Source organism: Mycolicibacterium llatzerense, assembly GCF_000878195.1.
Taxonomy (GTDB): Bacteria; Actinomycetota; Actinomycetes; order Mycobacteriales; family Mycobacteriaceae; genus Mycobacterium; species Mycobacterium llatzerense.
Window position 1 is genome coordinate 22,967 of record NZ_JXST01000014.1, and the last position, 23,028, is coordinate 45,994.

Below are 23,028 nucleotides of genomic sequence, written 5' to 3' on the forward strand. Positions count from 1 at the left end.
GCTCAAGGTGTCCGGATGGTCAGACCTGTCGCGAGCAACGCCGTCGCCGACAGTCCGAAGGTCGACTTGAACCGGTCGGACAGGTGCGACGGGCTGGTGAACCCGGCCTCGACCGCCGCCACGGTCAGGCTCTGCCCGGCAGCGATCTCGGCGCCGGCGCGGGTCAGCCGACTCCACAACCGGTAGCGGCGCAGGCTCGATCCGGTCTCCTGGCGAAACAGGTGCAAGAACCGGGATTCGGACAAACCGATCGCGGCAGCCAGGTCGCCGGCCGACTCGACGTGCGTGGGGTCGTCGCGAATCTGCTTGGCCACCAGTTCAATCCGCGGATCCATCCGCTGCACCTGGGTAGGTGCGGCGGTATCCAACCAACGCAGGGCGGCCAAATCGTCGGCCGGCAGGCTCAGCAGCGCGCGTTCGGCGCGGTGCCGCACGCCGATGCCGTCGGTGTCGGTGTCGGTGAACAACTCCCGGCATGACGCGGTGCGCGCCGAGGCCGGATCCAGGTAGCAGGACACCAGCCGTCCCTGCACCGTCAACTGGTGACGTACCCGCGGCGGGATCAACACCGTGCGGGCCACCGTCGTCGCCTGATCCGTCTGCACCGACAGTGGTTCATCGATCCCGACGGCCAGGCAGAACACCGATCCCGAATGGGGTTGCAGGCCCAGGCCAGGTCCGGCGTACAGGGCCTGGCCCGGCCACAGCCACACCGTCGGGCAGCAGGTTTGTGGAAGCGGGGCAGGTGTACCGGACGACATGCTGGACTCCATGGTCAATCTCGACAGGAGGCTACCGTGCAGATCGTCATCATCGCCGTCGTAGGCGTGTTCTTCCTGGGCATGGGTGCGTACGCGCTGGCTGCCCCCGCCGCGATCCTGCGGCCGTTCGGGTTCACGCTCGGCGGTGCCGCGGCGCGTGCCGAAGTGCGCGCCGTGTACGGCGGTTTCGGCCTGGCGATCGCCGGCATCCTCGGGTACGCCGCGGCTACCCCGGGCGCTGTCCGCGCCGGCGTCCTGTTCACTGTGGCCGCGGCTCTGGCCGGCATGGCGTTGGGCCGCATCGTGTCGGCGGTGATCGACGATCGGACATCGTTCTACCCCAACTGGTTCTATTGCCTGGTGGAACTGGCAGCCGCAGGGGTGCTGTTCTGGGCCGCCCGCTGACCAAATCGTTCGCGAGCCTGACTGGACGGCGGCGAACCGGCCCGAGAATCGCCGTGCAGTCGGGCTCGAGCAGAGTTCGGCTCATCGGTCCTCAAGATCGTCGTCGGCAAGCATGGCGACCGGCGTTTTCAGCTGGATGTTCTACGCGACGAGCCTGATCGGATCAGGTCAGCCGGAAGATTACTTTCCGGCCAACTACCTCGACATTCCCCTTCAGTGCGCCAGGCCACATATAACTGTCGCCTAGTCTTGAGCCTCGTGCCTGCCAGGACTGCCCGTCTCGTCGCGATCATCGCGGGCCTAGCGGGTCTGCTGCTTTGCGCGCTGACCCCACTGCTGCCCGTCAAACAGACCACCGCGACCATCCTGTGGCCGCAAGGCCCCGGAGCCGCCCCGGCGGCGACATCCGGTACAGGTGCCGGCGGTCTGATTTCTGACCTCACCGCCCCGTTGGTGTCGGGTGCGCCGCTGGCACTGGATGTCTCCATCCCGTGCTCGGCCATCGCCACGCTGCCGGCTGCCGGCGGTCTGGTGTTCTCGACGATCCCGCCGGACGGTATCGACGCCAGCCGCAACGGGCTGTTCGTCCGGGCCAACGCCACCGACGTCGTCGTCGCCTTCCGCGACACCGTCGCTGCCGTCGCCAAGCGCGCCGACATCGGGAAATGCAGCAACCTGCACCTCTGGGCCACCAACAGCGGTGTCGGCGCCGACTTCATCGGCCTGCCCGGAGCCGCGGGCACCGGCAGCGTCGAGAAGAAGCCCCAGGTGGCCGGCATCTTCACCGGTCTCAAGGTCCCCGCGCAGCCCGGCCTGTCGGCACGCGTCGACATCGACACCCGGTTCATCGTCGTCCCGACGTTCGTGAAGTCGGCCGCGATGGCACTCGGTGTGCTGCTGACGCTGGTCTCGATCCTCGCGCTGGCCCTGCTGGACCGGCTGGACGGCCGCCGCGTGCACGACGCGTGGCAGCGGTTCTGGAAGGTCAGCCGCTGGCACTGGCTCGCCGACATCGCGGTGTTCACCGGCCTGGCCGGCTGGCACCTGATCGGCGCGATCTCCTCCGACGACGGCTACAACCTCACCATCGCCCGGGTCTCCAGCCAGGCCGGCTACGTCGCCAACTACTTCCGCTACTTCGGCACCTCTGAGGCGCCGTTCGACTGGTACCAGTCGGTGCTCGCGCACCTGGCCACCGTCAGCACCGCGGGCGTGTGGATGCGACTGCCCGCACTGCTGGCCGGCATGGCCACCTGGACATTGCTGTCCCGCTGGGTGCTGCCGCGGCTCGGCCCCGGCGCCCGCGGGGTGTCCTCGAACGCCATCGCCATCTGGACCGCGGCCGCTGTCTTCCTGGCCGCCTGGTACCCGTTCAACAACGGCCTGCGCCCCGAACCGCTGATCGCCTTCGGTGTGATCGCGACCTGGGTGCTCCTCGAATACTCCATCGCCACCCGGCGCCTGGCCCCCGCGGCCGTCGCGATCATCGTGGCGGCCTTCACCGCGACCACCGCACCACAGGGGCTGATCGCGCTCGCACCGCTGCTAATCGGCGCCCGCGCCCTGGTCCGCACGATCCGCAGCCGCCGAGCCGGAACCGGCCTGCTGGCCCCCATCGCGACGCTGGCCGCGTCGGCGTCGCTGATCCTGACGGTGATCTTCCGCAACCAGACCCTGGCCACGGTCGCCGAGTCGGCGCGCATCAAGTACACCGTCGGCCCGACCATCTCCTGGTACCAGGAATTCCTGCGCTACTACTTCCTCACCGTCGAGGACAGCGTCGACAGCTCCATGACCCGCCGCTTCTCGGTGCTGATCCTGCTGCTGTGCCTGTTCGCCACGCTGACCCTGCTGCTGCGCAAGGGGCGCGTCCCGGGCCTGGCCAGCGGGCCGGTGTGGCGGCTGCTCGGCAGCACGATGCTGGGCCTGCTGCTCCTGCATGTCACCCCGACCAAGTGGGCGGTGCAGTTCGGTGCGTTCGCCGGCCTGTCGGGCGCGTTCGGCGCGATCATCGCCTTCGCGTTCGCGACGGTCGGGCTGCACAGCCGGCGGAACCTGGCGCTGTACGTGACGGCCCTGCTGTTCGTGCTGGCCTGGGCGACGTCCGGGATCAACGGCTGGTTCTACGTCGGCAACTACGGCGTGCCGTGGTTCGATCGCCAGCCCGTGCTGGCCGGCCACCCCGTCACCTCCATGTTCCTGGTGCTGGCGATCGTCTCCGCGCTACTCGCCGGCTGGCTGCACTTCCGCATCGACTACGCCGGCCACACCGAGGTCGCCGAGACCCGCCGCAACCGGGCGCTGGCGTCGACGCCGCTGCTCATCGTGGCGGTGATCATGGTCATGCTCGAGGTCGGCTCGATGGCCAAGGGCTTCGTGCAGCGCTACCCGCAGTACACGACGGCCCGCGCGAATCTGAACGCAGTGACGTCCGGGCTGTCCGACAAGAGCTGTGCCATGGCCGACGACGTGCTGGTCGAGGCCGATATCAACGCCGGCACCCTGCAGCCCGTGCCCGGCCAGACCTGGGGCAAGTACGGGCCGCTCGGCGGCGAAAACCCGGTCGGCTTCACCCCCAACGGCGTCAGCGACTCGCTCGCCCCGCCGCACCCGGTGGTCGCCAACCCCGGCACCGTCAACTCCGACGGCTCGCCCAACAAGCCCAACGTCGGCGTCGCCTTCGCGGCCGGTACCGGCGGCGGCTACGGCCCGACGGGCGTCAACGGCTCCAACGTCTTCCTCCCGTTCGGTCTGGACCCGGCCCGCACCCCGGTAATGGGCAGCTTCAAGGAGAACGGTGTCGCCGCCAAGGCGACGTCGGCCTGGTACGAACTCCCGCCGCGCTCCGCGGACCGGCCGCTCGTCACCGTCGCAGCCGCCGGCGCCATCTGGTACTACGACGAAGAGCACGAGTTCCACTACGGCCAGTCGCTCAAGCTGCAGTGGGGCGTGCACCGGCCGGACGGCAGCTACCAGGCCCTCGGCGAGGTGCAGCCCATCGACACCTTCGCCCAATACGCCTGGCGCAACCTGCGTTTCCCGCTGGCGTGGGCACCGCCGGAGGCCAATGTGGCCCGGATCGTCGCCGACGATCCGAACCTGTCCGAGGACCAGTGGTTCGGGTTCACCCCGCCGCGGGTGCCGACGCTGCAATCCGCGCAGCAGTTCCTGGGGTCGCAGACGCCGATCCTGATGGACATCGCCACCGCCGCGAACTTCCCGTGCCAGCGCCCGTTCTCCGAGCATCTCGGCGTCGCGGAGCTGCCGCAGTACCGCATCCTGCCCAACACCAAGCAGATCGTGGTGTCCTCAAACATGTGGCAGTCCGCGCAGAAGGGCGGCCCCTTCCTCTTCATCCAGGCGCTGCTGCGGACGTCGACCATCCCGACCTACCTGCGCAACGACTGGTACCGGGACTGGGGCTCGATCGAGCGGTACGACCCGGTGGTGCCGCCGTCAATGGCACCGCCCGCAGCGATTGACCAAGGCACCATGACCGTCAACGGCTGGAGCCGCCGCGGCCCGATTAGGGCCCTGCCATGAAGCCCGATCAGGGTCTTCCGATGACCGGGACGGGAATGAACGCACAGCAAGTGAAGGTCACCCGTTGGGTGGCGATCGTCGCCGGCCTGATCGGCTTCGTGCTGTCGGCGCTGACGCCGCTGCTGCCGGTGGTACAGACGACCGCGCAGTTGAATTGGCCGCAGCAGGGCCAGTTCGGCAATGTGACCGCGCCGCTGATCTCGCAGACGCCCGTGACGATGAAGGCGACAATTCCGTGCGACGTGCTGCGGACGCTGCCACCCTCGGGCGGGCTGGTGTTCGGCACGGTACCCAAGGATGGCAAGCAGGCCGCGCTGAACGGCCTGCTGGTCAACGTCTCCAGCAGCCGCGTCGACATCACCGACCGCAACGTGGTGATCGCCAGCGTGCCGCGCCTGAAAGCCATTGGTAATCCGGGTTGTTCGCGTATCGAGATCATCTCCGACAAGAACGGGACGTTCGCGACGTTCGTCGGCCTGACCGGGACCGACGGCAAGGAACTGCGTACCGGGTTCGCCGACCCGAACCTGCGACCCACCGTCGTCGGCATCTTCACCGACCTCAAGGGCGCCGCGCCGCAGGGCCTTTCGGTGTCCGCGACGATCGACACCCGGTTCATCAACCGGCCGACCATCATCAAGTACACCGCCATGTTCGGCGGCATCGCCGCGACCATCGTTGCGCTGCTGGCCCTTTGGCGCCTGGACCGGATGGACGGGCGCCGCATGCAGCGCCTCATCCCCAGCCGCTGGCGGACCTTCAGCCTGGTCGACGGTGTCGTAGTCGGCGGGTTCCTGCTCTGGCACGTGTTGGGCGCCGGGTCATCTGACGACGGCTACATCCTGGGCATGGCGCGCGTCGCACCGCACGCGCAGTACATGATCAACTACTTCCGCTGGTTCGGTAGCCCCGAGGATCCGTTCGGCTGGTACTACAACGTGCTGGCCCTGATGACTCACGTCAGCGATGCCAGCATCTGGATCCGCTTGCCGGACTTGCTCTGTGCGCTGATCTGCTGGCTGCTGCTGTCGCGTGAAGTGCTCCCCCGGCTCGGGCCGGCGGTGGCGGGCAGCAAGGCCGCCATGTGGGCCGCGGGCCTGGTCCTGATGGCCGCCTGGATGCCGTTCGACAACGGTCTGCGCCCCGAGGGCCAGATCGCCACCGGCGCCCTGATCACCTACGTCCTGATCGAACGCGCCATCGGCACCAGCCGGCTGACCCCGGCCGCCCTGGCCATCATCAGTGCCGCGTTCACCCTGGGCATTCAGCCGACCGGCCTGATCGCCGTGGCGGCCCTGCTGGCCGGTGGCCGCCCGATCCTGCGCATCCTGGTCCGTCGCCGCCGCGAGGTCGGCACCTGGCCGCTGGTGATGCCGCTACTGGCCGCCGGCTTCGTGATCCTGACCGTGGTGTTCGTCAACCAGACTGCGGCAGGCGTGTTGGAAGCCACCAGGATTCGCACCGCGATCGGCCCGAGCCAGGCCTGGTACACCGAGAATCTGCGGTACTACTACCTGTTCCTGCCGACGGTCGACGGCTCGATGACCCGGCGTTTCGGCTTCCTGCTGACCGCGCTGAGCCTGTTCACGTCGATGTTCATGATCCTGCGGCGCAAGCGGGTACCCGGTATCGCCCGCGGCCCCGTGTGGCGCCTGATGGGCATCATCTTCGCCACCATGTTCTGCCTGATGTTCACCCCGACCAAGTGGGTGCACCACTTCGGGCTGTTCGCGGCCGTGGGCGCGGCGATGGCCGCGGTGGCCACCGTGCTGGTATCGCGGTCGGTGCTGAAGTCGGCGCGTAACCGCATGGCCGTCACCTCAGCGGTGCTGTTCCTGCTGGCGCTGGTTTCGGCCACCACCAACGGCTGGTGGTACGTGTCGAGCTACGGCGTCCCGTTCAACAACGACATGGTGGCGGTCGGCGGAATCAAGCTCAGCACAATCTTTTTGGCGCTGTTCGTGATCACCGCGCTGTGGGCGTTCTGGCTGCATTTCAACAGCGACCGCCCCGAAGGCCGGCTCACCCGGCTGGTCACCGCGGCACCCATCCCGCTGGCCGCCGCGTTCATGGTCGTGGTCTGTGTGGCATCGATGGCCATCGGCGCGGTGCGCGAATACCCGACGTACTCGAACCTGGCCAGCAACCTGCGGGCACTCAAGGGCGGCTGCGGGTTGGCCGACAACGTGCTCGTCGAGCCCGATTCGAACGCCGGATTCCTGACCCCGCTGGCCGGCGACTACGGGCCGCTGGGCGCGTTGGGCGGCGTGGGCGCGGCAGGCTTCACGCCCAATGGGGTGCCGGATCGCATTGTCGCCGAAGCGATTCGACTCGACTTCCCGATGCCGGGCACCGACTCGGACTGGGACGCCGCGGCGAAGCTCAAGACGCCAGGCATCAATGGCTCGACGGTGCCGCTGCCCTACGGCCTGGACCCCGCACGGGTGCCGGTCGCCGGGACCTACACCACCGGTCCGCACTCGCAGGCGAAGCTGACGTCGGCCTGGTACGGGCTGCCCGCAGCCGATGCTGCGCAGCCGCTCGTGGTCGTCACCGCCGCCGGCACCATCACCGGCAACAGCTCACTCAAGGGCCGCACCGAAGGCCAGACCGTCGAGCTGGAGTACGGCCGCACCGGCCCGGACGGCCAGCCCGTCGCGGGCGGACGCGTCGTGCCCTACGACATCGGCCCGACGCCGTCGTGGCGCAACCTGCGGTTCGACCGTCGTCAGATCCCGGCCGATGCCACGTTCGTTCGTGTTGTGGCAGTGAACCTTTCGCTCAACGAGGGCGACTGGATCGCGGTCACCCCGCCGCGGGTGCCCGAGCTCAAGACCCTCGAGCAGTTCGTCGGCAAGACGCAGCCGGTGCTGATGGACTGGGCCGTCGGCCTGGCGTTCCCGTGCCAGCAGCCGATGCTGGTGCGCAACGGCGTGACCGAGGTGCCGAAGTTCCGCATCACCCCGGACTACACCGCCAAGAAGCAGGACACCGACACCTGGCAGGACGGCATCAACGGCGGCCTGCTGGGCGTCACCGACGTGCTGCTGAAGGCGCGCGTGATGTCGACGTACCTGTCCGACGACTGGGGCCGGGACTGGGGCTCGCTGCGCGCGTTCACGACCGTCGTGGATGCGACGACGGCCGAGCTGGACCTGGGCACCGCCGTCCACAGCGGGCTGTATTCGCCGGGGAAGATGCGAATCAAGCCGTAACCCGTTCCGCCGAGTGGCCAGTTATGACACGCAATTTGCGAAAAGTTGTGTCATAGCTGGCCATTCGGCGCTTGTGGGCGCATCGCCCGATGCCCGACCAGCTCTCAGGTCAACCACCCCCTTGACAGATTCCCAATTAAACACAATGATTGGCAATCAAATCCAAGTGGTATAGATCACAGAGCATTGGAGGTGTGATGCCATCCACAGGACCCGCTCAGCGCGATACGACGGGTGCCCTCTACGCCGACCAGCGCAAACAACACCTGCTCCAAGTACTGCGCCGGGACGGCCGCATCGATGCCGCCGGCACCGCCTCCGAGCTGGGTGTCACGGGTGAAACCATCCGCAAGGACCTCATCCTCCTGGAACGCCAAGGCCTGTTGCGACGGGTGCACGGCGGAGCCGTGCCGGTCGACTACCTCTCCTACGAACCGGCCGTCGAGACGCGGACCGAGTTCCTCGCAGAGAAGACCCGCATCGCCAAAGCTGCGCTGGCGCATCTTCCGGAACGCGGATCTGTCCTGATCGATGCCGGGTCCACCACCGCTCAGCTGGTCGACATGTTTCCCGGTGACCGCGAGCTCACGGTGTACACGAATTCACTGACACAGGCGCTGACCCTGCTCAGCCGGCCGCAGCTGACGGTCTACACCTTGGGTGGTCGGGTACGCCCGAAAACCTTTGCCGAAGTCGATGATTGGGCCGCACGCGCGCTTGCCGAGATCAACGTAGACGTCGCATTCCTGGGAGCCAACGGAATCAGTACACACCGCGGACTCACCACTCCCGCACCGTCCGAAGCAGCGGTCAAACGACGGATGCTCGCGTGCGCCCATCGACGCATCCTGCTTGCCGACCACAGCAAGTTCGGGACCGTCACCGGAGCCCAATACGGGCATTTGGCAGACATCCACCTCTTGATCACCGATACCGGCCTGGACGATCACCAGCTCTCCGAACTGTCCGCACCCGGCTTGATCGTGGAGCGGGCGTGATATCCCACTACGTTTCAACGACTTTCGCAGATTTCTAAATTCACCGTCAGCCGTCGGTGACCCCATCACACGCTGTCGCGTGCTGCCCGAAGGAGAACCCCTGCATGGCCGACCCGAGAGTCCTCGGCATCGTCCTGGCCGGCGGTGAGGGCAAGCGTCTGTCCCCACTGACACTCGACCGGGCCAAGCCGGCGGTGCCATTCGCGGGACTGTATCGATTGATCGACTTCGCCTTGTCGAACCTGGTCAACGCCGGAGTCCTGCGGATCGCCGTACTCACGCAGTACAAGAGCCACAGCCTCGATCGCCACATCACCACCACCTGGCGGATGAGCAGCCTGCTCGGCAACTACGTCACCCCGGTGCCCGCCCAACAGCGCCTGGGCCCGCAATGGTATTCCGGCTCTGCGAACGCGATCCACCAGTCGCTGAACCTGATTCACGACGAAAAGCCCGATCTGGTTATCGTTTTCGGCGCCGATCACGTCTACCGCATGGACCCCCGACAGATCATCGCCCAGCACCTCGAGAGCGGTGCAGGCGCCACGGTCGCCGGCATCCGTGTGCCACGCCACGAAGCCGGCGCCTTCGGCGTCATCAAGACAGCCGCTGACGGTCGACAGGTGGAAGCGTTCCTGGAGAAGCCGTCGGATCCGCCCGGCCTGCCCGACTCCCCCGACGAATCGTTCGTCTCGATGGGCAACTACGTGTTCTCGACCGAAGCACTCATCGACGCGCTACACGCCGACGCAGCCGACGAGTTCAGCAAGCACGACATGGGCGGCGACATCATGCCGATGATGGTCGAACAGGGCCTCGCTCAGGTTTATGACTTTCAGAGCAACCAGGTGCCGGGTGCTCGTGCCGGAAACAACGGCTACTGGCGCGACGTCGGAACCTTGGACTCCTACTACGAAGCCCACATGGACCTGTGCGCCGTAGTACCCGCTTTCGACTTGTACAACAGCGCCTGGCCGATCCTCACGCACATACCGCCGCACCCGCCGGCGAAGTTCGTCCACGAAGACGGTGAACGAGTCGGCCGCGCCGTCAACAGCGTGATCTCCAACGGGGTGATCATCTCCGGCGCGCTGGTGCGTGAATCGGTACTGTCACCCGGCGTCCGAGTGGAAGAACACGCCACAGTAGAGCGATCAGTGATCATGGACAACACCATCGTCGGCGCGAATGCATTGGTACGCAACGCCATTATCGACAAGAACGTCGTTATTCCGCCTGGCGCGCAGATCGGGGTCGACAAAGAGCATGACCTGGCGCGCGGCTTCGCCGTATCTGACGGCGGAGTGACCGCCGTCGGCAAGGGCCAGCAGGTCACCCCGTAGTCAACAACCAGGAGGTAAGAGTCACACCATGAGCGGTAAGCGAACGGCATTGCCGCTACCCGCGTCGTCGATCCGGCCGGTGGCCGACGAATGGGAGTGGCAGCATTCAGCGCGTTGTCGCACAATGGATTCCAGTATCTTCTTCCATCCAGACAACGAGCGGGGTCGGGCTCGCAGGCAACGCGAACAACAGGCCAAACAGGTCTGCCAGCAATGCCCGGTAAAGGCCCCGTGCGCCGCCTTCGCCCTGCTGTCCCCTGAGGCGTACGGCACCTGGGGCGGAGTTTCCGAATCCGAACGCGTTTCTGCACTTGGCATTTCCGGCCGGACTCGTCTGGCCGCCGCCAGCGGCGAATAAGCAGCAGCCGCACCCCAACCCTGACCATCTGCTCGACAAACACAAGGAGATAGCACATGTCCAATGCAGCACAACACACCTCGCCCGCCGTCCGCACGCTGGCGGCGATCATCGGTGGCAGCGCCCTGGCGGTGATGGGAACCCTTACCGTGACCACTGCGCACGACGGCCAGTCGGTGATCACGGCATCCGGTGGCCCGGCAACAATCACCAGCACCACGCCGCCGTCGACGCCACTCATCGCGTTCGCATCACCGACCCTGAAGGCGACTTACTCCGGAAAACACTAGGCACGACAATCGCAGTGATGTCGACGTGCCTGTCCGACGAATGTCCAGTTTCGACACGCGTTCTACGAAAAGTTGTGTCGTAACTGGCCACTCGGCGCGGCCTGAGCTACGCGACGCTGACGGCCTCCGCGTGCCGGACGGCCGGGACCGTCGCAAGCGGGGTGCGAATGTAGCGCATCCACGTCAGGGTCAGCGCAGCGACGTAGAAGGTGACGAAGACCCAGAACGCGGCGGTGGCCGAGCCACTGGACAGGTAGGACTGCCGCAGCGCCAGGTTGATGCCCACTCCCCCGAGCGCGCCGATGGCGCCCGCGAAGCCGATGAGGGCACCGGACATCCCGCGGGACCAGTTCTGGCGGTCGGTCTCGCTGCCCACCAGCGAGCGGCTGCGGGCCTCGAAGATCGACGGGATCATCTTGTACACGGAGCCGTTGCCGACGCCCGACAGCACGAACAGCGCGACGAAGCCGACGATGAAGCACGTCAGCGTGGCCGCGTCGACAGCGCCGCCGGTGCGGTCGTGGTAGGTCGACGCCGCAATCAGCAGCGCACCAAAGAGAATCATGCCGGTGAAGGCCGCCATGGTGACCCGGGCGCCACCGATGCGGTCGGCGAGCTTGCCGCCGTAGACCCGCGCGATCGAGCCGAGAAGTGGTCCCACGAAGGCGATCTGGGCCGCATGCAGTGCCGCCTGCGCCGCACTCTGACCGCCGGCGACGAAGTTGATCTGCAGGATCTGGCTGAAGGCAAACGAGAAGCCGATGAAGGACCCGAAGGTGCCGATGTACAGGAACGCGACGGCCCAGGTGTCTGCCACGGTGAGAATGGAACGCATTGCGGAGGCATCGATTCGGTGCTGCGCGAGGTTGTTCATGAACATCGCCGCACCGACCGCCGCGACGGCCAGCAGCACCAGGTAGATCGCGCACACCCAGTACGGCGCGCGGTTACCGACGACGGCGATCACCAGCAGGCCCACGACCTGGATGGCCGGCACGCCGAGATTGCCTCCGCCGGCGTTGATTCCGAGCGCCCAGCCCTTGAGCCGCTGCGGGTAGAACGCGTTGATGTTGGTCATCGACGACGCGAAGTTGCCGCCGCCGAGGCCGGCGAGGGCCGCGCACAACAGGTACGGCCACAACGGCAGTCCGGGGTGTGCCAGCAGCCACATGCTGCCCAGCGTCGGAATCAGGAGTACGAGCGCGGAGAAGACGGTCCAGTTGCGGCCACCGAAGGTCGCGGTCGCCATCGTGTACGGGATACGCAGGCAACCGCCGACGAGCGTCGCGGTGGCCGCCAGCAGGAACTTGTCACCGGCCGTGAAGCCGTACACCGACTGCGGCATGAACAACACCATGACCGACCACATGGTCCAGATGGACAGGCCGATATGCTCTGCGATCACCGACCACAGCAGGTTCCGCCGTGCGACGTGCTTGTTGCCGGCTTCCCAAGCAACGATGTCTTCCGGATCCCAGTCGGTGATGGTTCGCGATCGAAACATGCTGCAAATCTAGAAATTACATGTTTCCCACAGGCGCTCAGTGATGTCCCGATCGTGAAGATTCACTCACCTATCACGCAGCTGGGCTGTGAAGAGATACAGCTCACACCCAGCGGTTACGGGGTGGCGGCGCCTGCGGCGTCACCCAGGCCTTCGCGTACCGACTGTTGCTGCCGCGCTGCGGATCCCGGCTCCGGTACACCACATACGGCCGCACCAAGTAGCCGATCGGGGCGCTGAACATGTGCACCAGCCGCGTGTAGGGCCAGATGGCGAAGAGCGTCAGGACGATGATGACGTGCACCTGGAAGGACAAGGGCGCCGTCGCCATCAGTTCGGGCGTCGGGTGCGGCGTGAAAAGGCTACGCAGCCAAGGCGACACCGTCTCCCGGTAGTTGTAGGCCGACACCACGTTGCCCAGGGTGTTGACCATGCCGGTCACCAAGGCGCCGACCAGCAGCAGATACATGAGCTTGTCACTGACCGTGGTGGCACCACGCACCGCGGGCACCGTGACCCGGCGGTACAGCAGGATGGCGGCCCCCGCGATCACCGCGAACCCCGCCGGGGCGCCCATGCCGATCGCCATCAGGTGGTAGGTGTGTTCGGAAATCCCGATCGCCGAGGTCCACGACTCCGGAATCAGCAGGCCGACAACGTGTCCGCCCAGCACACCGAGGATCCCAAAGTGGAACAGCGGGCTGCCCAGCCGAAGCAACCGGCTTTCATAGATCTGCGACGACCTTGTGGTCCAACCGAATTGGTCGGTCCGGTACCGCCAGAGGTGGCCCAGCACGAACGACGTGAAGGCGATGTACGGCAGCGTCATCCACAAGAGGTTCGTCATCGTCGGCCTCCGGTCATGGCCGGATCCATCATCATCGGATCCATACCGAACGGGTCCAGGCCGACGTCTTCGTCGGGCGGGCCGTCGGCGGCGAGTTCGGTGATCCGCCGGCGGTCGGCGGTGTTGATCGGCGGCAAGGTAGCGAGGACCGCCGCCAGCAAGCCGGAATACGGAGAATTGCTCTCCTGCAGAGAAAGTCGCAGCAGCTCGAGCACCGGTACGTGCTCGGCCAGCAGTCGCTCACCACGCGCCTGGTTGACGGTGGCGGCGAACTCGAGCACCAGCGGCAGGTAGTCGGGCAGCTCTTCGTCGCCGATGGTGATGTCCGCCTGCCGGTAGGCGTGCTTGAACCTCAGCAGCGCCATCCCCCGCTTCCGGGTGTCACCGTATGCGTAGTACGTCAGGTGCAGGCTGGCCCGCCGGCGCATATCGAACGTCTCGACGTACCGGCAGGCGCGTTCGGTCGCGTCGGTCTCGCAGAAGTACCGGAGGAAGTCGGTCACCTGCGTGCGGATCGGCTCGGGCAAGGTATCTGCTGCCGCCGCCAATTCGTCGGTGAGCGCGCAGGTTTGAGCGGTCGGATAGTCGAGCAACAGCGCCGTCACGCGCCACACCAGGCGCTGCTGATGATCGGAGAGGTCGGGACCGGTCGCTGTCCGGCGCCCGATGGACAGGAGCTTCATCGGGTCGGCACCAGCCCGTCGGGGCTGCGGCCGTCCCAGTTCAGTAGGTTGATCCGCTTCGGATCATCCTTGGGCACAGCGCTGTTGGTGTCGACCAGGTGGAACTTGTCGGCCATCGTGTCGAAGGCCGTCATACCCGGACCACCGTCACCGTCGAGGCTGCAGCCGGTCGCGATCGCGTCCAGCCGGTGCGCGTCGGAGCCCGCACCACTCGGAATGACGTACCGGTCCTGGTATTTGGCGATGGCCAGTAGTCGGTACATCGACTCGATCTCCTCGCCGGTGAGGCGCACCGACTCGGGGATGGTCTCGTCGAACTCCTCGCCGAGGTTGGCCGACCGCATGTAGGCGCGCATCGCCGCCAACCGCTGCAGCGACGCCCGGACCGGCCCGACCTCACCCGCGGTGAACAGCTCGGCCAGGTACTCGATGGGGATGCGCAGGGTGTCGATGGCACCGAACAGGTTGTTCTTGTTCTCGCCGTCGTGGCCGGTCTCCTTGAGGATGTCGACCACCGGAGACAGTGGCGGGACGTACCAGACCATCGGCATGGTGCGGTACTCCGGGTGCAGCGGCAGCGCTACCTGGTAGTCGACGATCAGCTTGTAGACCGGCGAATTCTGCGCGGCCTCAATCCATTCCGGCGAGATGCCGGCGCGCTCGGCCTCGGCGATCACCCGCGGGTCATGCGGGTTGAGGAACACGCCGAGCTGCGACGGGTACAGGTCCTGGTCGTTGGTGACCGAAGCTGCTTCCAGCACCTTGTCGGCGTCGTAGAGCATGACGCCGATGTACCGCAGCCGGCCCACGCAGGTCTCGGAACACACGGTGGGGATGCCGACCTCGACACGGGGATAGCAGAAGGTGCACTTCTCGGCCTTGCCGGTCTTGTGATTGAAGTAGATCTTCTTGTAGGGGCAGCCGGTGACGCACTGGCGCCAGCCGCGGCACTTGTCCTGATCGACCAGCACGATGCCGTCCTCGGCGCGCTTGTAGATGGCGCCGGACGGGCATGCCGCGGCACATGCCGGGTTCAGACAGTGCTCACAAATCCGTGGCAGGTAGAACATGAAGGTCTGCTCGAATTCGAGCTTGACCTTCTGGCTGACCTCTTCGACCTTGGCCAGCAACGGGTCTCGGCCCACCTGTTCGGGGCCGCCACCGAGGTCGTCGTCCCAGTTGGCGCCCCAGGTGACCTTGGTGTCCTCCCCGGTGATCAGCGACTTCGGCCGCGCCACTGGCGTGGTGTCCATCAGCGGGGACGACAGCAGGTTCTCGTAGTCGTAGGTCCACGGGTCGTAGTAGTCGCTGACCGTGGGCAGGTCCGGGTTGGCGAAAATGTTCAGCAGGCGCTTGAACCGGGAACCCGATTTCAGCGTGAGCTTGCCGCGCTTGTTGAGCGTCCAGCCACCCTTCCAGCGTTCCTGGTCCTGGTACTGACGTGGATACCCCTGTCCGGGACGGGTTTCCACGTTGTTGAACCAGACGTACTCGACACCGCTGCGGTTGGTCCATGCCTGCTTGCAGGTGACGCTGCAGGTGTGACAGCCGATGCACTTGTCGAGGTTCATCACCATCGCAAGTTGTGCCATGACTCTCATGTCAGTACTCCACTTCTTGCGAACGGCGACGGATCGTCGTCACCTCGTCGCGCTGATTTCCCGTGGGGCCGTGGTAGTTCAGCGCAAAGGACTGCTGGGCATAGCCGCCGATCAAGTGGGTGGGCTTGATCATGATGCGGGTCAGAGCGTTGTGGATACCGCCGCGCTTGCCGGTCTTCTCGGTACGCGGCACGTCGACCGCCTTGTCCTGGGCGTGGTACATGAAGACCAGACCCTCGGGCATCCGGTGGCTGACGATCGCGCGGGCATTCACCACACCGTTGCGGTTGGTGCACTCGATCCAGTCGTTGTCCTTGACCCCGATCTTGGCCGCGTCGACATCCGACATCCAGATCGCCTGCCCACCACGGGAAAGCGTGAGCATGTACAGGTTGTCCTGGTACGCCGAGTGGATCGACCACTTGGAGTGCGGGGTCAGGTAGCGGACCGTGATGGAACGGCTGGTCGCGTCACCGGTTGTAGCGCCTACGACGGGCTCGTCGAACAGTGCCGTCATGTCCAGTGGCGGACGGAACGTCGGCAGCTGCTCGCCCATCTCGTCCATCCAGTCGTGGTCGAGATAGAAGTGCTGGCGGCCGGTGAGGGTGTGCCACGGCTTGAGCCGTTCGGTGTTGATCGTGAACGGCGAGTACCGGCGGCCACCGGTCTCCGACCCCGACCACTCCGGCGAGGTGTTGACCGGCATGGGCCGGGACTGCGTGTCCGCGAAGGTGATTCGCTTTCCTTCGTTCTCCGCTGCCAGGTCCACGAGTTCGGTTCCGGTGCGGCGCTGCAGGGCTTCGAAGCCCTCCACCGCCAGGCGTCCGTTGGTCGTACCCGACAGCGCCAGGATGGCTTCGGCCGCATGGGTGTCCTTGGCCAGCGACGGCCGGCCCGCGGCCACGCCACGGTCCGACACGCCGTTCATGCCGCGCAGGTACTCAACCTCCTCGTCGGGATGAGTGGTGACGCCCTTGACCGTCAGGCCGAGGGTTTCCACCAGCGGGCCGAGGGCGGCCATCTTGTCGGCCAGTGCCGGGTAGTCACGTTCGACCGTCACCAGGCGCGGCATGGTCTTGCCCGGAATCGGCTCGCATTCACCGGCTTTCCAGTCCAGCACCTTTCCGCCGGGCTGGGCGGTGGCATCGGAGCTGTCGTGCTGCAGCGGCATCGCGACGATGTCTTTGCGCTTGCCGAGGTGCTTCTCGGCGAGCCAGGAGAAGCCGCGGGCAATCCGGTGGAAGGCGTCGAAGTCGGTCTTGGTCTCCCACGGCGGCGAGATCGCCGGGGAGAACGCGTGCACGAACGGGTGCATGTCGGTGCTCGAGAGGTCGTGCTTCTCGTACCACGTCGCAGCCGGCAGCACGATGTCCGAGTACAGCGTCGTGCTGGTGTTGCGGAAGTCCAAGGACAGCAACAGATCCAGCTTGCCCGCCGGGGCCTCGTCGCGCCAGCGCACCTCCTGGGGGTGCACCCCGTCCTCGTCGCTGGCCGCGACGTTGTTGTCGGCACCCAGCAGGTGCTTGAGGAAGTACTCGTTGCCCTTCGCCGACGAGCCCAGCAGATTGGACCGCCACACCGTCAGGCAACGCGGGAAGTTCTCCGGGGCGTCGGGGTCCTCGCAGGCGAATTGCAGATGCCCGGACTTCAGGCCGTCCAAGACATGCTGCGCCGCATCCTTGCCGAGCCGCTCGGCCTCGTCGGCCAGATCCAGCGGATTGCGGTTGAACGTCGGGTAACTCGGCATCCAGCCCAGTCGGCTGGCGAGAGCGATGTTGTCGGCCGCGGTCCGGCGCGCCAGCGTTCCCGTGGCGAGCGGCGACGTCATCGGCTCGGTGGTGAACCGGTCGTAGCGCCACTGGTCGGTGGCCAGGTACCAGAACACGGTGCCCTGCATCTGGCGCGGCGACCGCTGCCAGTCCAGCCCGAAAGCCAATGTGCCCCAGCCTGTTACCGGCCGGCACTTCTCCTGGCCGACGTAGTGGGCCCAACCGCCGCCGTTGACGCCCTGGCAGCCGGTCAGAATCACCAGGGAAAGGAACGTCCGGTAGATCTGGTCGGAGTGGAACCAGTGGTTGGTGCCGGCACCCATCAGGATCATCGAGCGGCCCTTGGAACGCTCTGCGTTGTCGGCGAATTCGCGGGCGATGCGCTCCGCTGCCTGCGCCGGCACGCCGGTGATGGCCTCCTGCCACGCCGGCGTGTACGGCTCGGTGGCGTCGTCATAGCCGGTCGGCCAGGCGCCCGGCAGGCCGTCACGGGCCACGCCGTACTGCGCCAGCATCAGGTCGAAGACCGTGGTGACACGATGTCCCGCAACGATTCTGGTCGGCACACCGCGCTCCAGGACACCGGGTTGGTCGGTGTCGAATCGCGGTAGTGCAACGGTAGCGGCATCGTTGGCGCCACCGTGCAGCGTGAGGAGGGGGTCCACCCCCTGCAGGTCCAGGTTCCATTTCCCTTCACCGGAGGCGGTGAAGCGATGTCCCAGGGACCCATTGGGCACCACCGGGGTGCCGTCGGCGTCGAGCAGGACCGGCTTGGATACCGCGGCTTCGGTGTCCGCGTACTCGCCACCGAGATCCGCTGCGGTGAGGAACTTTCCGGGTACCAACCGGCCGTCGCGCTCGGTCAGCGAAACCAGGAACGGCAGGTCGGTGTACTTCTTCACGTAGTCGGTGAAGTACGGGGTGTTCTTCTCCAGGAAGAACTCCTTGAGGATGACGTGGCCCATCGACATGGCCAGGGCTGCGTCCGTACCTGGGTTGGCCGGCAGCCACTCGTCGGCGAACTTGGTGTTGTCCGCGTAATCCGGCGACACCACAACGACTTTCTGGCCGCGGTACCGCGCCTCGGTCATGTAGTGGGCGTCGGGCGTGCGCGTCACCGGGACGTTGGAACCCCACATGATGAGGTAGCCGGCGTCGAACCAGTCGGCGGATTCGGGTACGTCGGTCTGGTCACCGAAGACCTGAGGTGATGCCACCGGCAGGTCGGCGTACCAGTCGTAGAACGACAGCATCGACCCACCCATGAGCGAAATGAACCGTGCCCCAACGGCATGGCTCACCATCGACATGGCGGGAATCGGCGAGAAGCCGGCGACGCGGTCCGGGCCGTAGGTCTTGACGGTGTAGACATGCGCTGCCGCAGCGATCTCGGCGGCCTCCCACCATTCGGCGCGCACGAAACCACCACGGCCGCGGGCAGACTTGTAGGCCTTGGCCTTCACGGGATCCTCGACAACGTCCGCCCACGCCAGCACCGGGTCCTGCAGCCGCTCCTTGGCTTCGCGGTAGTAGTCGAGCAACAGGCCGCGGACGTACGGATACCGCACGCGCGCAGGCGAATACGTGTACCAGGAGAACGACGCGCCGCGGGGACAACCGCGCGGCTCGTATTCGGGCTTGTCGGCACCGATCGACGGATAGTCGGTTTGCTGCGACTCCCAGGTGATCACGCCGTCTTTGACGTAGATCTTCCACGAGCACGAGCCAGTGCAGTTGACGCCGTGGGTGGAGCGCACCACCTTGTCGTGCGCCCAACGGTCGCGATAGAAATCGTCCGCCGACCGCCCGCCGACCTTGTGAATGGAGCGTTGGTCACCGGAGATTTCCCCGCGGTGAAAGTACTTGGACAATCGCAGCAGCGCGTCGCCGGCCATCGCCGGAGGCGATGATTTGGCGGTGGCTTGACTTCCAGCCGACTCGGCCACAAAGCCCTCCTTTCGAGCCGTTGGAACATGAGGCTAGGACCGGTCAGACGGCTGTCAAAAGAACGCACGGCCCCTGTTCAGGACCTGTGCGACCGCGTTAACAGGGCCGTCATGCGGCGAAATATTCGGCATCTCGACATCGCGGGTTCTACCTGCGGCGATCCGTTGATCAGGGCAAACGCCGGGCGGCGGAATGCGGCGCCCGTCACATTGCCGAGGCCGTGCGACCCGGAATTCTTATCAGCGCGGTAACAATGCGCGACGGGCCCAGGGCACTCGACCGTTGCGTGCAGCTGCATGGCGGTTACGGCTACATGCGCGAATATCGGATCGCCCGCATGTACGAGGATGCCCGCGTGCAGCGCATCTACGCAGGCGCCAACGAGGTCATGAAGTCGATCATCGCTCGTTCGCTGTAACCGCTACGGCGCTCCGATGAAGTCGACGCCGGAGACGATCGCCGGGCGGTGTCGCAGAATCCGGTAGTGCGCCAGCCGGCCCAGACCCTTCGTGGTCTCCAGCCGCGCGTCGGGCCAGGCCTGCGCGATGTCCGTGCTGGAGGAGTAGGGGCTGTCCGGATCGTCGGGGTCGTGGATGAGCAGCAGCGGCCGGTCCCCGGCGTGCTCGGCCGACGCGGTGATGTCGGTGTCCAGCAGTGGCATTCCGATCCTGCGGTCCAGCCGCCGGTGCAGGCGGTCCCGGATCCGCCGACCGAAGTTGTGCCGTTCGGCGAAAACATCCAGATACCAAGTGAAATCGCCCATCGGCGCCAGGAATACCAACCGATCGGCCGCGGCGCCCCGCGCGGCTGCCAACGCCGCCGCCTTCGCCCCCAGCGAATGACCGATGACGGCGTGCGCCGGACCGTGCTTCGCGATGACGGCCCGCACCGCTTCCGCGCACTCGACGATGGTGGTACGCCCCGGCGCCAGCGCCCCCGGCTCCGACTCGTGGTGGCTGGGGAGGTCGAATGCGATGACCCGATACCCCGCCGTGACAAGGGGTTTGACGAACACTGCCATGTGCGCACGGCACCCACCCCACCCGTGCACCAGGTAGACCAGCGGACCCGAGCCCCACGATTGTCCGGCGATGCGGTGCCCGTCCCACGACGCCTCCAGCGGCGTGCTGTCCGGCAGACCGGGCGGCATCTTGGTGCTCAGGTCGACATCCGGCACCGTGCACCACAATTCGGTTGCCCAGCGCGCACCGATCGCCGGCGCGACGCGCTCCAGCCACCAGAAGGCCCGGCGCACCCGCGGCGAGACCGGCGGCAGCACGCTGTCGTCGGGACTCGATTCCGTCACTGCCATGCGTAAACCACCTTGGTACGAAAAATTATGTCCTGCAACGACCTTCGGCGCCGATCCACCACCACCCACAGCAGTCCCACCGGGAACAGCACACATGCCACGGCGCGCAGCAAGGCCCGAAGCGGAGCCAGCCGTTCCCGGCGCAGACCGGTGACCCGCAGCCCCATCACCACCGCGCCCACCGTACTACCCGACACCACCCAACACCCGGTGAGATACAGCACCGAGACGACGCACGTCGCCGCCGTCGAATAGACGAAGGACAACGTCGGCACGTGGAACATGACGGGGCGAAACATGAACTCGCACAGGCGTAGTCCGCCGTAGATCAGGCCGAGCAACGCGCCGACCACCATCAGGTCGATGACGGCAGCCACACCTCGGCTGACGATCCCGGCGGGCCGGTCGCTCATGGGCGGTCCCGGCCCAGCAACCGGTCGACGAATCCGGAGATCGCGTCGTCCGCCCGCTCCCCCTGAGTACGGACGTCGGACATGACCTCGTTCGTCATCGTGTCGGTCGACTCCCGGATGACAGACTGCAGATCGATGCCGTCGATCACTTCACCTGCCAGCCCGACCAGATCGACACGCTGACGCACCAATTCGTTGAGGTCCAGCTCATCGAGGACGAGCTCGACGACCTGGGCTGCGACGTCGGCGATCAGCGCCTTGATGGGCCCCAAGGACCGCTCACCGCGCGCCACCAGATCGGACTGGGTGCGCCGCAACAGATCTCCGACGACCGGCAGCCGCTCCGCGCCGCGGTAGACCGCCATCGCGCCACCGGCTACCGTCGCCGCCACCCCGGCGGCGAGCAGCACCGCGGAATTCTGGGGGCTGCCCGCCGGCTCGGTCACAGGGTGTCCGACGAAATTACAGCGGGGTCAGGCCGTGCTTGCGGGCAATGCGGTCGTGCTTCTGCTTGTCGCGCAACAACTTCAGCGACTTGCGCAGCAGCAGCCGGGATTCGTGCGGCTGGATGACCGCGTCGATGTAACCGCGCTCTGCCGCCGTCCACGGGATCGCCAAGTTGGCGTTGTAACCCTCGATGAAGTCGGCCTTGATCTTCTGCACCTCAGGCGCCGTCGGATCGGGGAAGCGCTTCACCAGCAGCTGCGCGGCGCCCTGCGCGCCGATCACCGCAATACGGGCAGTGGGCCAGGCAAAGTTCAGGTCAGCCGTGAGCTGCTTCGAGCCCATGACCGCATAGCCACCGCCGTAGGCCTTGCGGATCACGAACGTCACCTTCGGCACGTCGGCCTCGACGATGGCGTTGAAGAAGCGGCCACCGCGCTTGATGATGCCGCCGGTCTCCTCGGCGACACCGGGCAGCGCGCCCGGGGTGTCGACGACGAAAACCAAAGGCAGGTTGAAGGAGTCGCAGAACCGGATGAACCCGGCCGCCTTGTCGGAGGCCTCGTTACCGATCGCACCCGCCATGAACAGCGGCTGGTTGGCGATGACGCCGACCGGCCGGCCGTCGACCCGCGCGAACGCGGTGATCATCTCCGGGGCGCGCTGGTCGGCGATCTCGAAGATGTCGCCGTCGTCGAACATGCGGAGCAGGATGTCGTGCATGTCGTAGCCGGCGTTGTCGGCGTCCGGCACGATCTTGTCCAGCTCGAAGTCGCTCGGGGTGAGCTCGGGCTCCAGACCCGGGTTGACGATCGGCGGAGAGTCCCAGGTGTTGGCCGGCAGGAAGCTCAGGTAGTCACGGACGTACTGGAAGGCGGCAGCTTCGTCCTCGACCACCTTGTGGATGTTGCCGCGCTGCGCCTGCACGTCCGCGCCACCGAGCTCGTCGAAGGAGACGTCCTCGCCGGTGACGTCCTTGATGACGTCCGGCCCGGTGATGAACATGTAGCCCTGGTCGCGGACGGCCACCAGCAGGTCGGTCTGGATCGGCGAATACACCGCACCACCGGCGCACTTGCCCAGGATGATCGAGATCTCCGGCACGGTGCCGCGGAGCATCTCGTGCCGGCGGCCCAGCTCGGCGTACCACGCCAGCGACGTCACAGCGTCCTGGATGCGGGCGCCGGCGGAGTCATTGATGCCGATGATCGGGCAGCCGACCATGGCCACCCACTCCATGAGCTTGGCGACCTTGCGGCCGAACATCTCGCCGACCGAGCCCTGGAACACCGTCTGGTCGTGACTGAAGACCGCGACCGGGCGGCCGTCGATGGTGGCGTGGCCGGTCACCACACCGTCTCCGTACAACGCGTTCGGGTCGCCGGGCGTCTTGGCCAGCGCGCCGATCTCGAAGAAGCTGCCCGGGTCGACGAGCGCGTGGATGCGGGCGCGAGCCGAAGGGATGCCCTTCTTGTCGCGGCGCGCCTTGGCCTTCTCGTCGCCGGGATCGGCTGCCCGCTCCAGCTTTTCGCGAAGCTCGGCGAGCTTCTCAGCCGTGGTGGAAGGGCTGCGCGTTTCGGTAACTTCGGTCACGG

Annotated in this window: 18 protein-coding genes; 8 read left to right on the forward strand and 10 right to left on the reverse strand. The window is 66.5% G+C overall.

The annotated features are described in order from the left end of the window. Positions 1–2: 2 nt before the first annotated feature. The gene (locus tag TL10_RS11625; RefSeq protein WP_043985840.1) at positions 3–761 is read right to left on the reverse strand and encodes an AraC family transcriptional regulator; all 759 of its coding nucleotides are present in this window, start codon (positions 759–761) and stop codon (positions 3–5) included. Positions 762–797: 36 nt separating this feature from the next. Between TL10_RS11625 and TL10_RS11630 the strand changes: the two genes are divergently transcribed. From TL10_RS11630 to TL10_RS11655, 7 genes are all read left to right on the forward strand, one after another. Continuing rightward, positions 798–1,166 (forward strand): DUF4345 family protein, encoded by a 369-nt coding sequence (locus TL10_RS11630; protein ID WP_192830217.1) that lies wholly within the window; start codon positions 798–800, stop codon positions 1,164–1,166. 258 nt (positions 1,167–1,424) lie between these two features. Next, positions 1,425–4,709 (forward strand): arabinosyltransferase domain-containing protein, encoded by a 3,285-nt coding sequence (locus TL10_RS11635; RefSeq protein WP_043985789.1) that lies wholly within the window; start codon positions 1,425–1,427, stop codon positions 4,707–4,709. A 20-nt stretch (positions 4,710–4,729) separates the two neighbouring features. After that, the gene (locus TL10_RS11640; RefSeq protein ID WP_043985842.1) at positions 4,730–7,924 is read left to right on the forward strand and encodes an arabinosyltransferase domain-containing protein; all 3,195 of its coding nucleotides are present in this window, start codon (positions 4,730–4,732) and stop codon (positions 7,922–7,924) included. 197 nt (positions 7,925–8,121) lie between these two features. Continuing rightward, complete coding sequence (locus tag TL10_RS11645; RefSeq protein WP_043985843.1) at positions 8,122–8,922, forward strand: DeoR/GlpR family DNA-binding transcription regulator; 801 nt, start codon at positions 8,122–8,124, stop codon at positions 8,920–8,922. Positions 8,923–9,026: 104 nt separating this feature from the next. Next, entirely contained in the window at positions 9,027–10,265 is a 1,239-nt protein-coding gene (gene glgC, locus TL10_RS11650) for a glucose-1-phosphate adenylyltransferase (RefSeq protein ID WP_043985790.1), read from the forward strand. Positions 10,266–10,293: 28 nt separating this feature from the next. Continuing rightward, entirely contained in the window at positions 10,294–10,623 is a 330-nt protein-coding gene (locus TL10_RS30130; protein ID WP_081936872.1) for a WhiB family transcriptional regulator, read from the forward strand. A 56-nt stretch (positions 10,624–10,679) separates the two neighbouring features. Then, positions 10,680–10,913 carry a hypothetical protein gene (locus TL10_RS11655; RefSeq protein ID WP_043402572.1) on the forward strand — a complete coding sequence of 78 codons (234 nt, stop codon included), beginning with the start codon at positions 10,680–10,682 and terminating at the stop codon, positions 10,911–10,913. A 106-nt stretch (positions 10,914–11,019) separates the two neighbouring features. Here the strand turns inward: TL10_RS11655 and TL10_RS11660 are convergent, their stop codons facing one another. The 5 genes from TL10_RS11660 to TL10_RS11680 all read right to left on the reverse strand — a co-directional run bounded on the left by TL10_RS11660 (position 11,020) and on the right by TL10_RS11680 (position 19,212). Beyond that, complete coding sequence (locus TL10_RS11660; protein WP_043985791.1) at positions 11,020–12,417, reverse strand: nitrate/nitrite transporter; 1,398 nt, start codon at positions 12,415–12,417, stop codon at positions 11,020–11,022. A 103-nt stretch (positions 12,418–12,520) separates the two neighbouring features. Then, a complete protein-coding gene (gene narI, locus TL10_RS11665; RefSeq protein WP_043985792.1) occupies positions 12,521–13,264 on the reverse strand; it encodes a respiratory nitrate reductase subunit gamma in 744 nt (247 codons plus the stop codon). Further along, a complete protein-coding gene (narJ, locus tag TL10_RS11670) occupies positions 13,261–13,947 on the reverse strand; it encodes a nitrate reductase molybdenum cofactor assembly chaperone (protein ID WP_043985793.1) in 687 nt (228 codons plus the stop codon). The genes narI and narJ overlap by 4 nt, the downstream gene beginning before the upstream one ends. After that, the gene (gene narH, locus TL10_RS11675; protein ID WP_043402559.1) at positions 13,944–15,539 is read right to left on the reverse strand and encodes a nitrate reductase subunit beta; all 1,596 of its coding nucleotides are present in this window, start codon (positions 15,537–15,539) and stop codon (positions 13,944–13,946) included. Before narH ends, narJ begins: the two co-directional genes overlap by 4 nt. A gap of 10 nt (positions 15,540–15,549) precedes the next feature. After that, positions 15,550–19,212 (reverse strand): nitrate reductase subunit alpha, encoded by a 3,663-nt coding sequence (locus tag TL10_RS11680; protein WP_043985795.1) that lies wholly within the window; start codon positions 19,210–19,212, stop codon positions 15,550–15,552. 272 nt (positions 19,213–19,484) lie between these two features. On the opposite strand from TL10_RS11680, the gene TL10_RS30135 reads away from it, so the two are divergent. Further along, positions 19,485–19,682: an acyl-CoA dehydrogenase family protein gene (locus TL10_RS30135; protein ID WP_479724573.1), complete on the forward strand. Its 198-nt coding sequence runs from the start codon at positions 19,485–19,487 to the stop codon at positions 19,680–19,682. 3 nt (positions 19,683–19,685) lie between these two features. Here the strand turns inward: TL10_RS30135 and TL10_RS11685 are convergent, their stop codons facing one another. Genes TL10_RS11685 through TL10_RS11700 form a run of 4 tightly spaced genes read right to left on the reverse strand, consistent with a single transcriptional unit; the run spans position 19,686 to position 23,026 of the window. Further along, positions 19,686–20,576, reverse strand: a complete 891-nt coding sequence (locus TL10_RS11685) for an alpha/beta fold hydrolase (RefSeq protein ID WP_043402555.1) — start codon at positions 20,574–20,576, stop codon at positions 19,686–19,688. Continuing rightward, complete coding sequence (locus TL10_RS11690) at positions 20,567–20,989, reverse strand: RDD family protein (RefSeq protein ID WP_043402551.1); 423 nt, start codon at positions 20,987–20,989, stop codon at positions 20,567–20,569. The genes TL10_RS11685 and TL10_RS11690 overlap by 10 nt, the downstream gene beginning before the upstream one ends. Next, positions 20,986–21,435, reverse strand: coding sequence for a hypothetical protein (locus TL10_RS11695; protein WP_043402548.1), 450 nt, complete (start codon positions 21,433–21,435; stop codon positions 20,986–20,988). The genes TL10_RS11690 and TL10_RS11695 overlap by 4 nt, the downstream gene beginning before the upstream one ends. A gap of 16 nt (positions 21,436–21,451) precedes the next feature. Continuing rightward, complete coding sequence (locus TL10_RS11700; RefSeq protein ID WP_043402545.1) at positions 21,452–23,026, reverse strand: acyl-CoA carboxylase subunit beta; 1,575 nt, start codon at positions 23,024–23,026, stop codon at positions 21,452–21,454. Between the last annotated feature and the right edge of the window lie 2 nt (positions 23,027–23,028).

What these genes read in the sequence shown, in the direction of transcription:
- TL10_RS11645 (WP_043985843.1), top strand. Translation starts at nt 8,122, where the DNA reads ATGCCATCCACAGGACCCGCTCAGCGCGATACGACGGGTGCCCTCTAC.
- TL10_RS11685 (WP_043402555.1), bottom strand. Translation starts at nt 20,576, where the DNA reads ATGGCAGTGACGGAATCGAGTCCCGACGACAGCGTGCTGCCGCCGGTC.
- TL10_RS11690 (WP_043402551.1), bottom strand. Translation starts at nt 20,989, where the DNA reads ATGAGCGACCGGCCCGCCGGGATCGTCAGCCGAGGTGTGGCTGCCGTC.
- TL10_RS11680 (WP_043985795.1), bottom strand. Translation starts at nt 19,212, where the DNA reads ATGGCCGGCGACGCGCTGCTGCGATTGTCCAAGTACTTTCACCGCGGG.
- narH (WP_043402559.1), bottom strand. Translation starts at nt 15,539, where the DNA reads ATGGCACAACTTGCGATGGTGATGAACCTCGACAAGTGCATCGGCTGT.
- TL10_RS11625 (WP_043985840.1), bottom strand. Translation starts at nt 761, where the DNA reads ATGTCGTCCGGTACACCTGCCCCGCTTCCACAAACCTGCTGCCCGACG.
- TL10_RS11660 (WP_043985791.1), bottom strand. Translation starts at nt 12,417, where the DNA reads ATGTTTCGATCGCGAACCATCACCGACTGGGATCCGGAAGACATCGTT.
- narJ (WP_043985793.1), bottom strand. Translation starts at nt 13,947, where the DNA reads ATGAAGCTCCTGTCCATCGGGCGCCGGACAGCGACCGGTCCCGACCTC.
- glgC (WP_043985790.1), top strand. Translation starts at nt 9,027, where the DNA reads ATGGCCGACCCGAGAGTCCTCGGCATCGTCCTGGCCGGCGGTGAGGGC.
- TL10_RS30130 (WP_081936872.1), top strand. Translation starts at nt 10,294, where the DNA reads ATGAGCGGTAAGCGAACGGCATTGCCGCTACCCGCGTCGTCGATCCGG.
- TL10_RS11640 (WP_043985842.1), top strand. Translation starts at nt 4,730, where the DNA reads ATGACCGGGACGGGAATGAACGCACAGCAAGTGAAGGTCACCCGTTGG.
- narI (WP_043985792.1), bottom strand. Translation starts at nt 13,264, where the DNA reads ATGACGAACCTCTTGTGGATGACGCTGCCGTACATCGCCTTCACGTCG.
- TL10_RS11655 (WP_043402572.1), top strand. Translation starts at nt 10,680, where the DNA reads ATGTCCAATGCAGCACAACACACCTCGCCCGCCGTCCGCACGCTGGCG.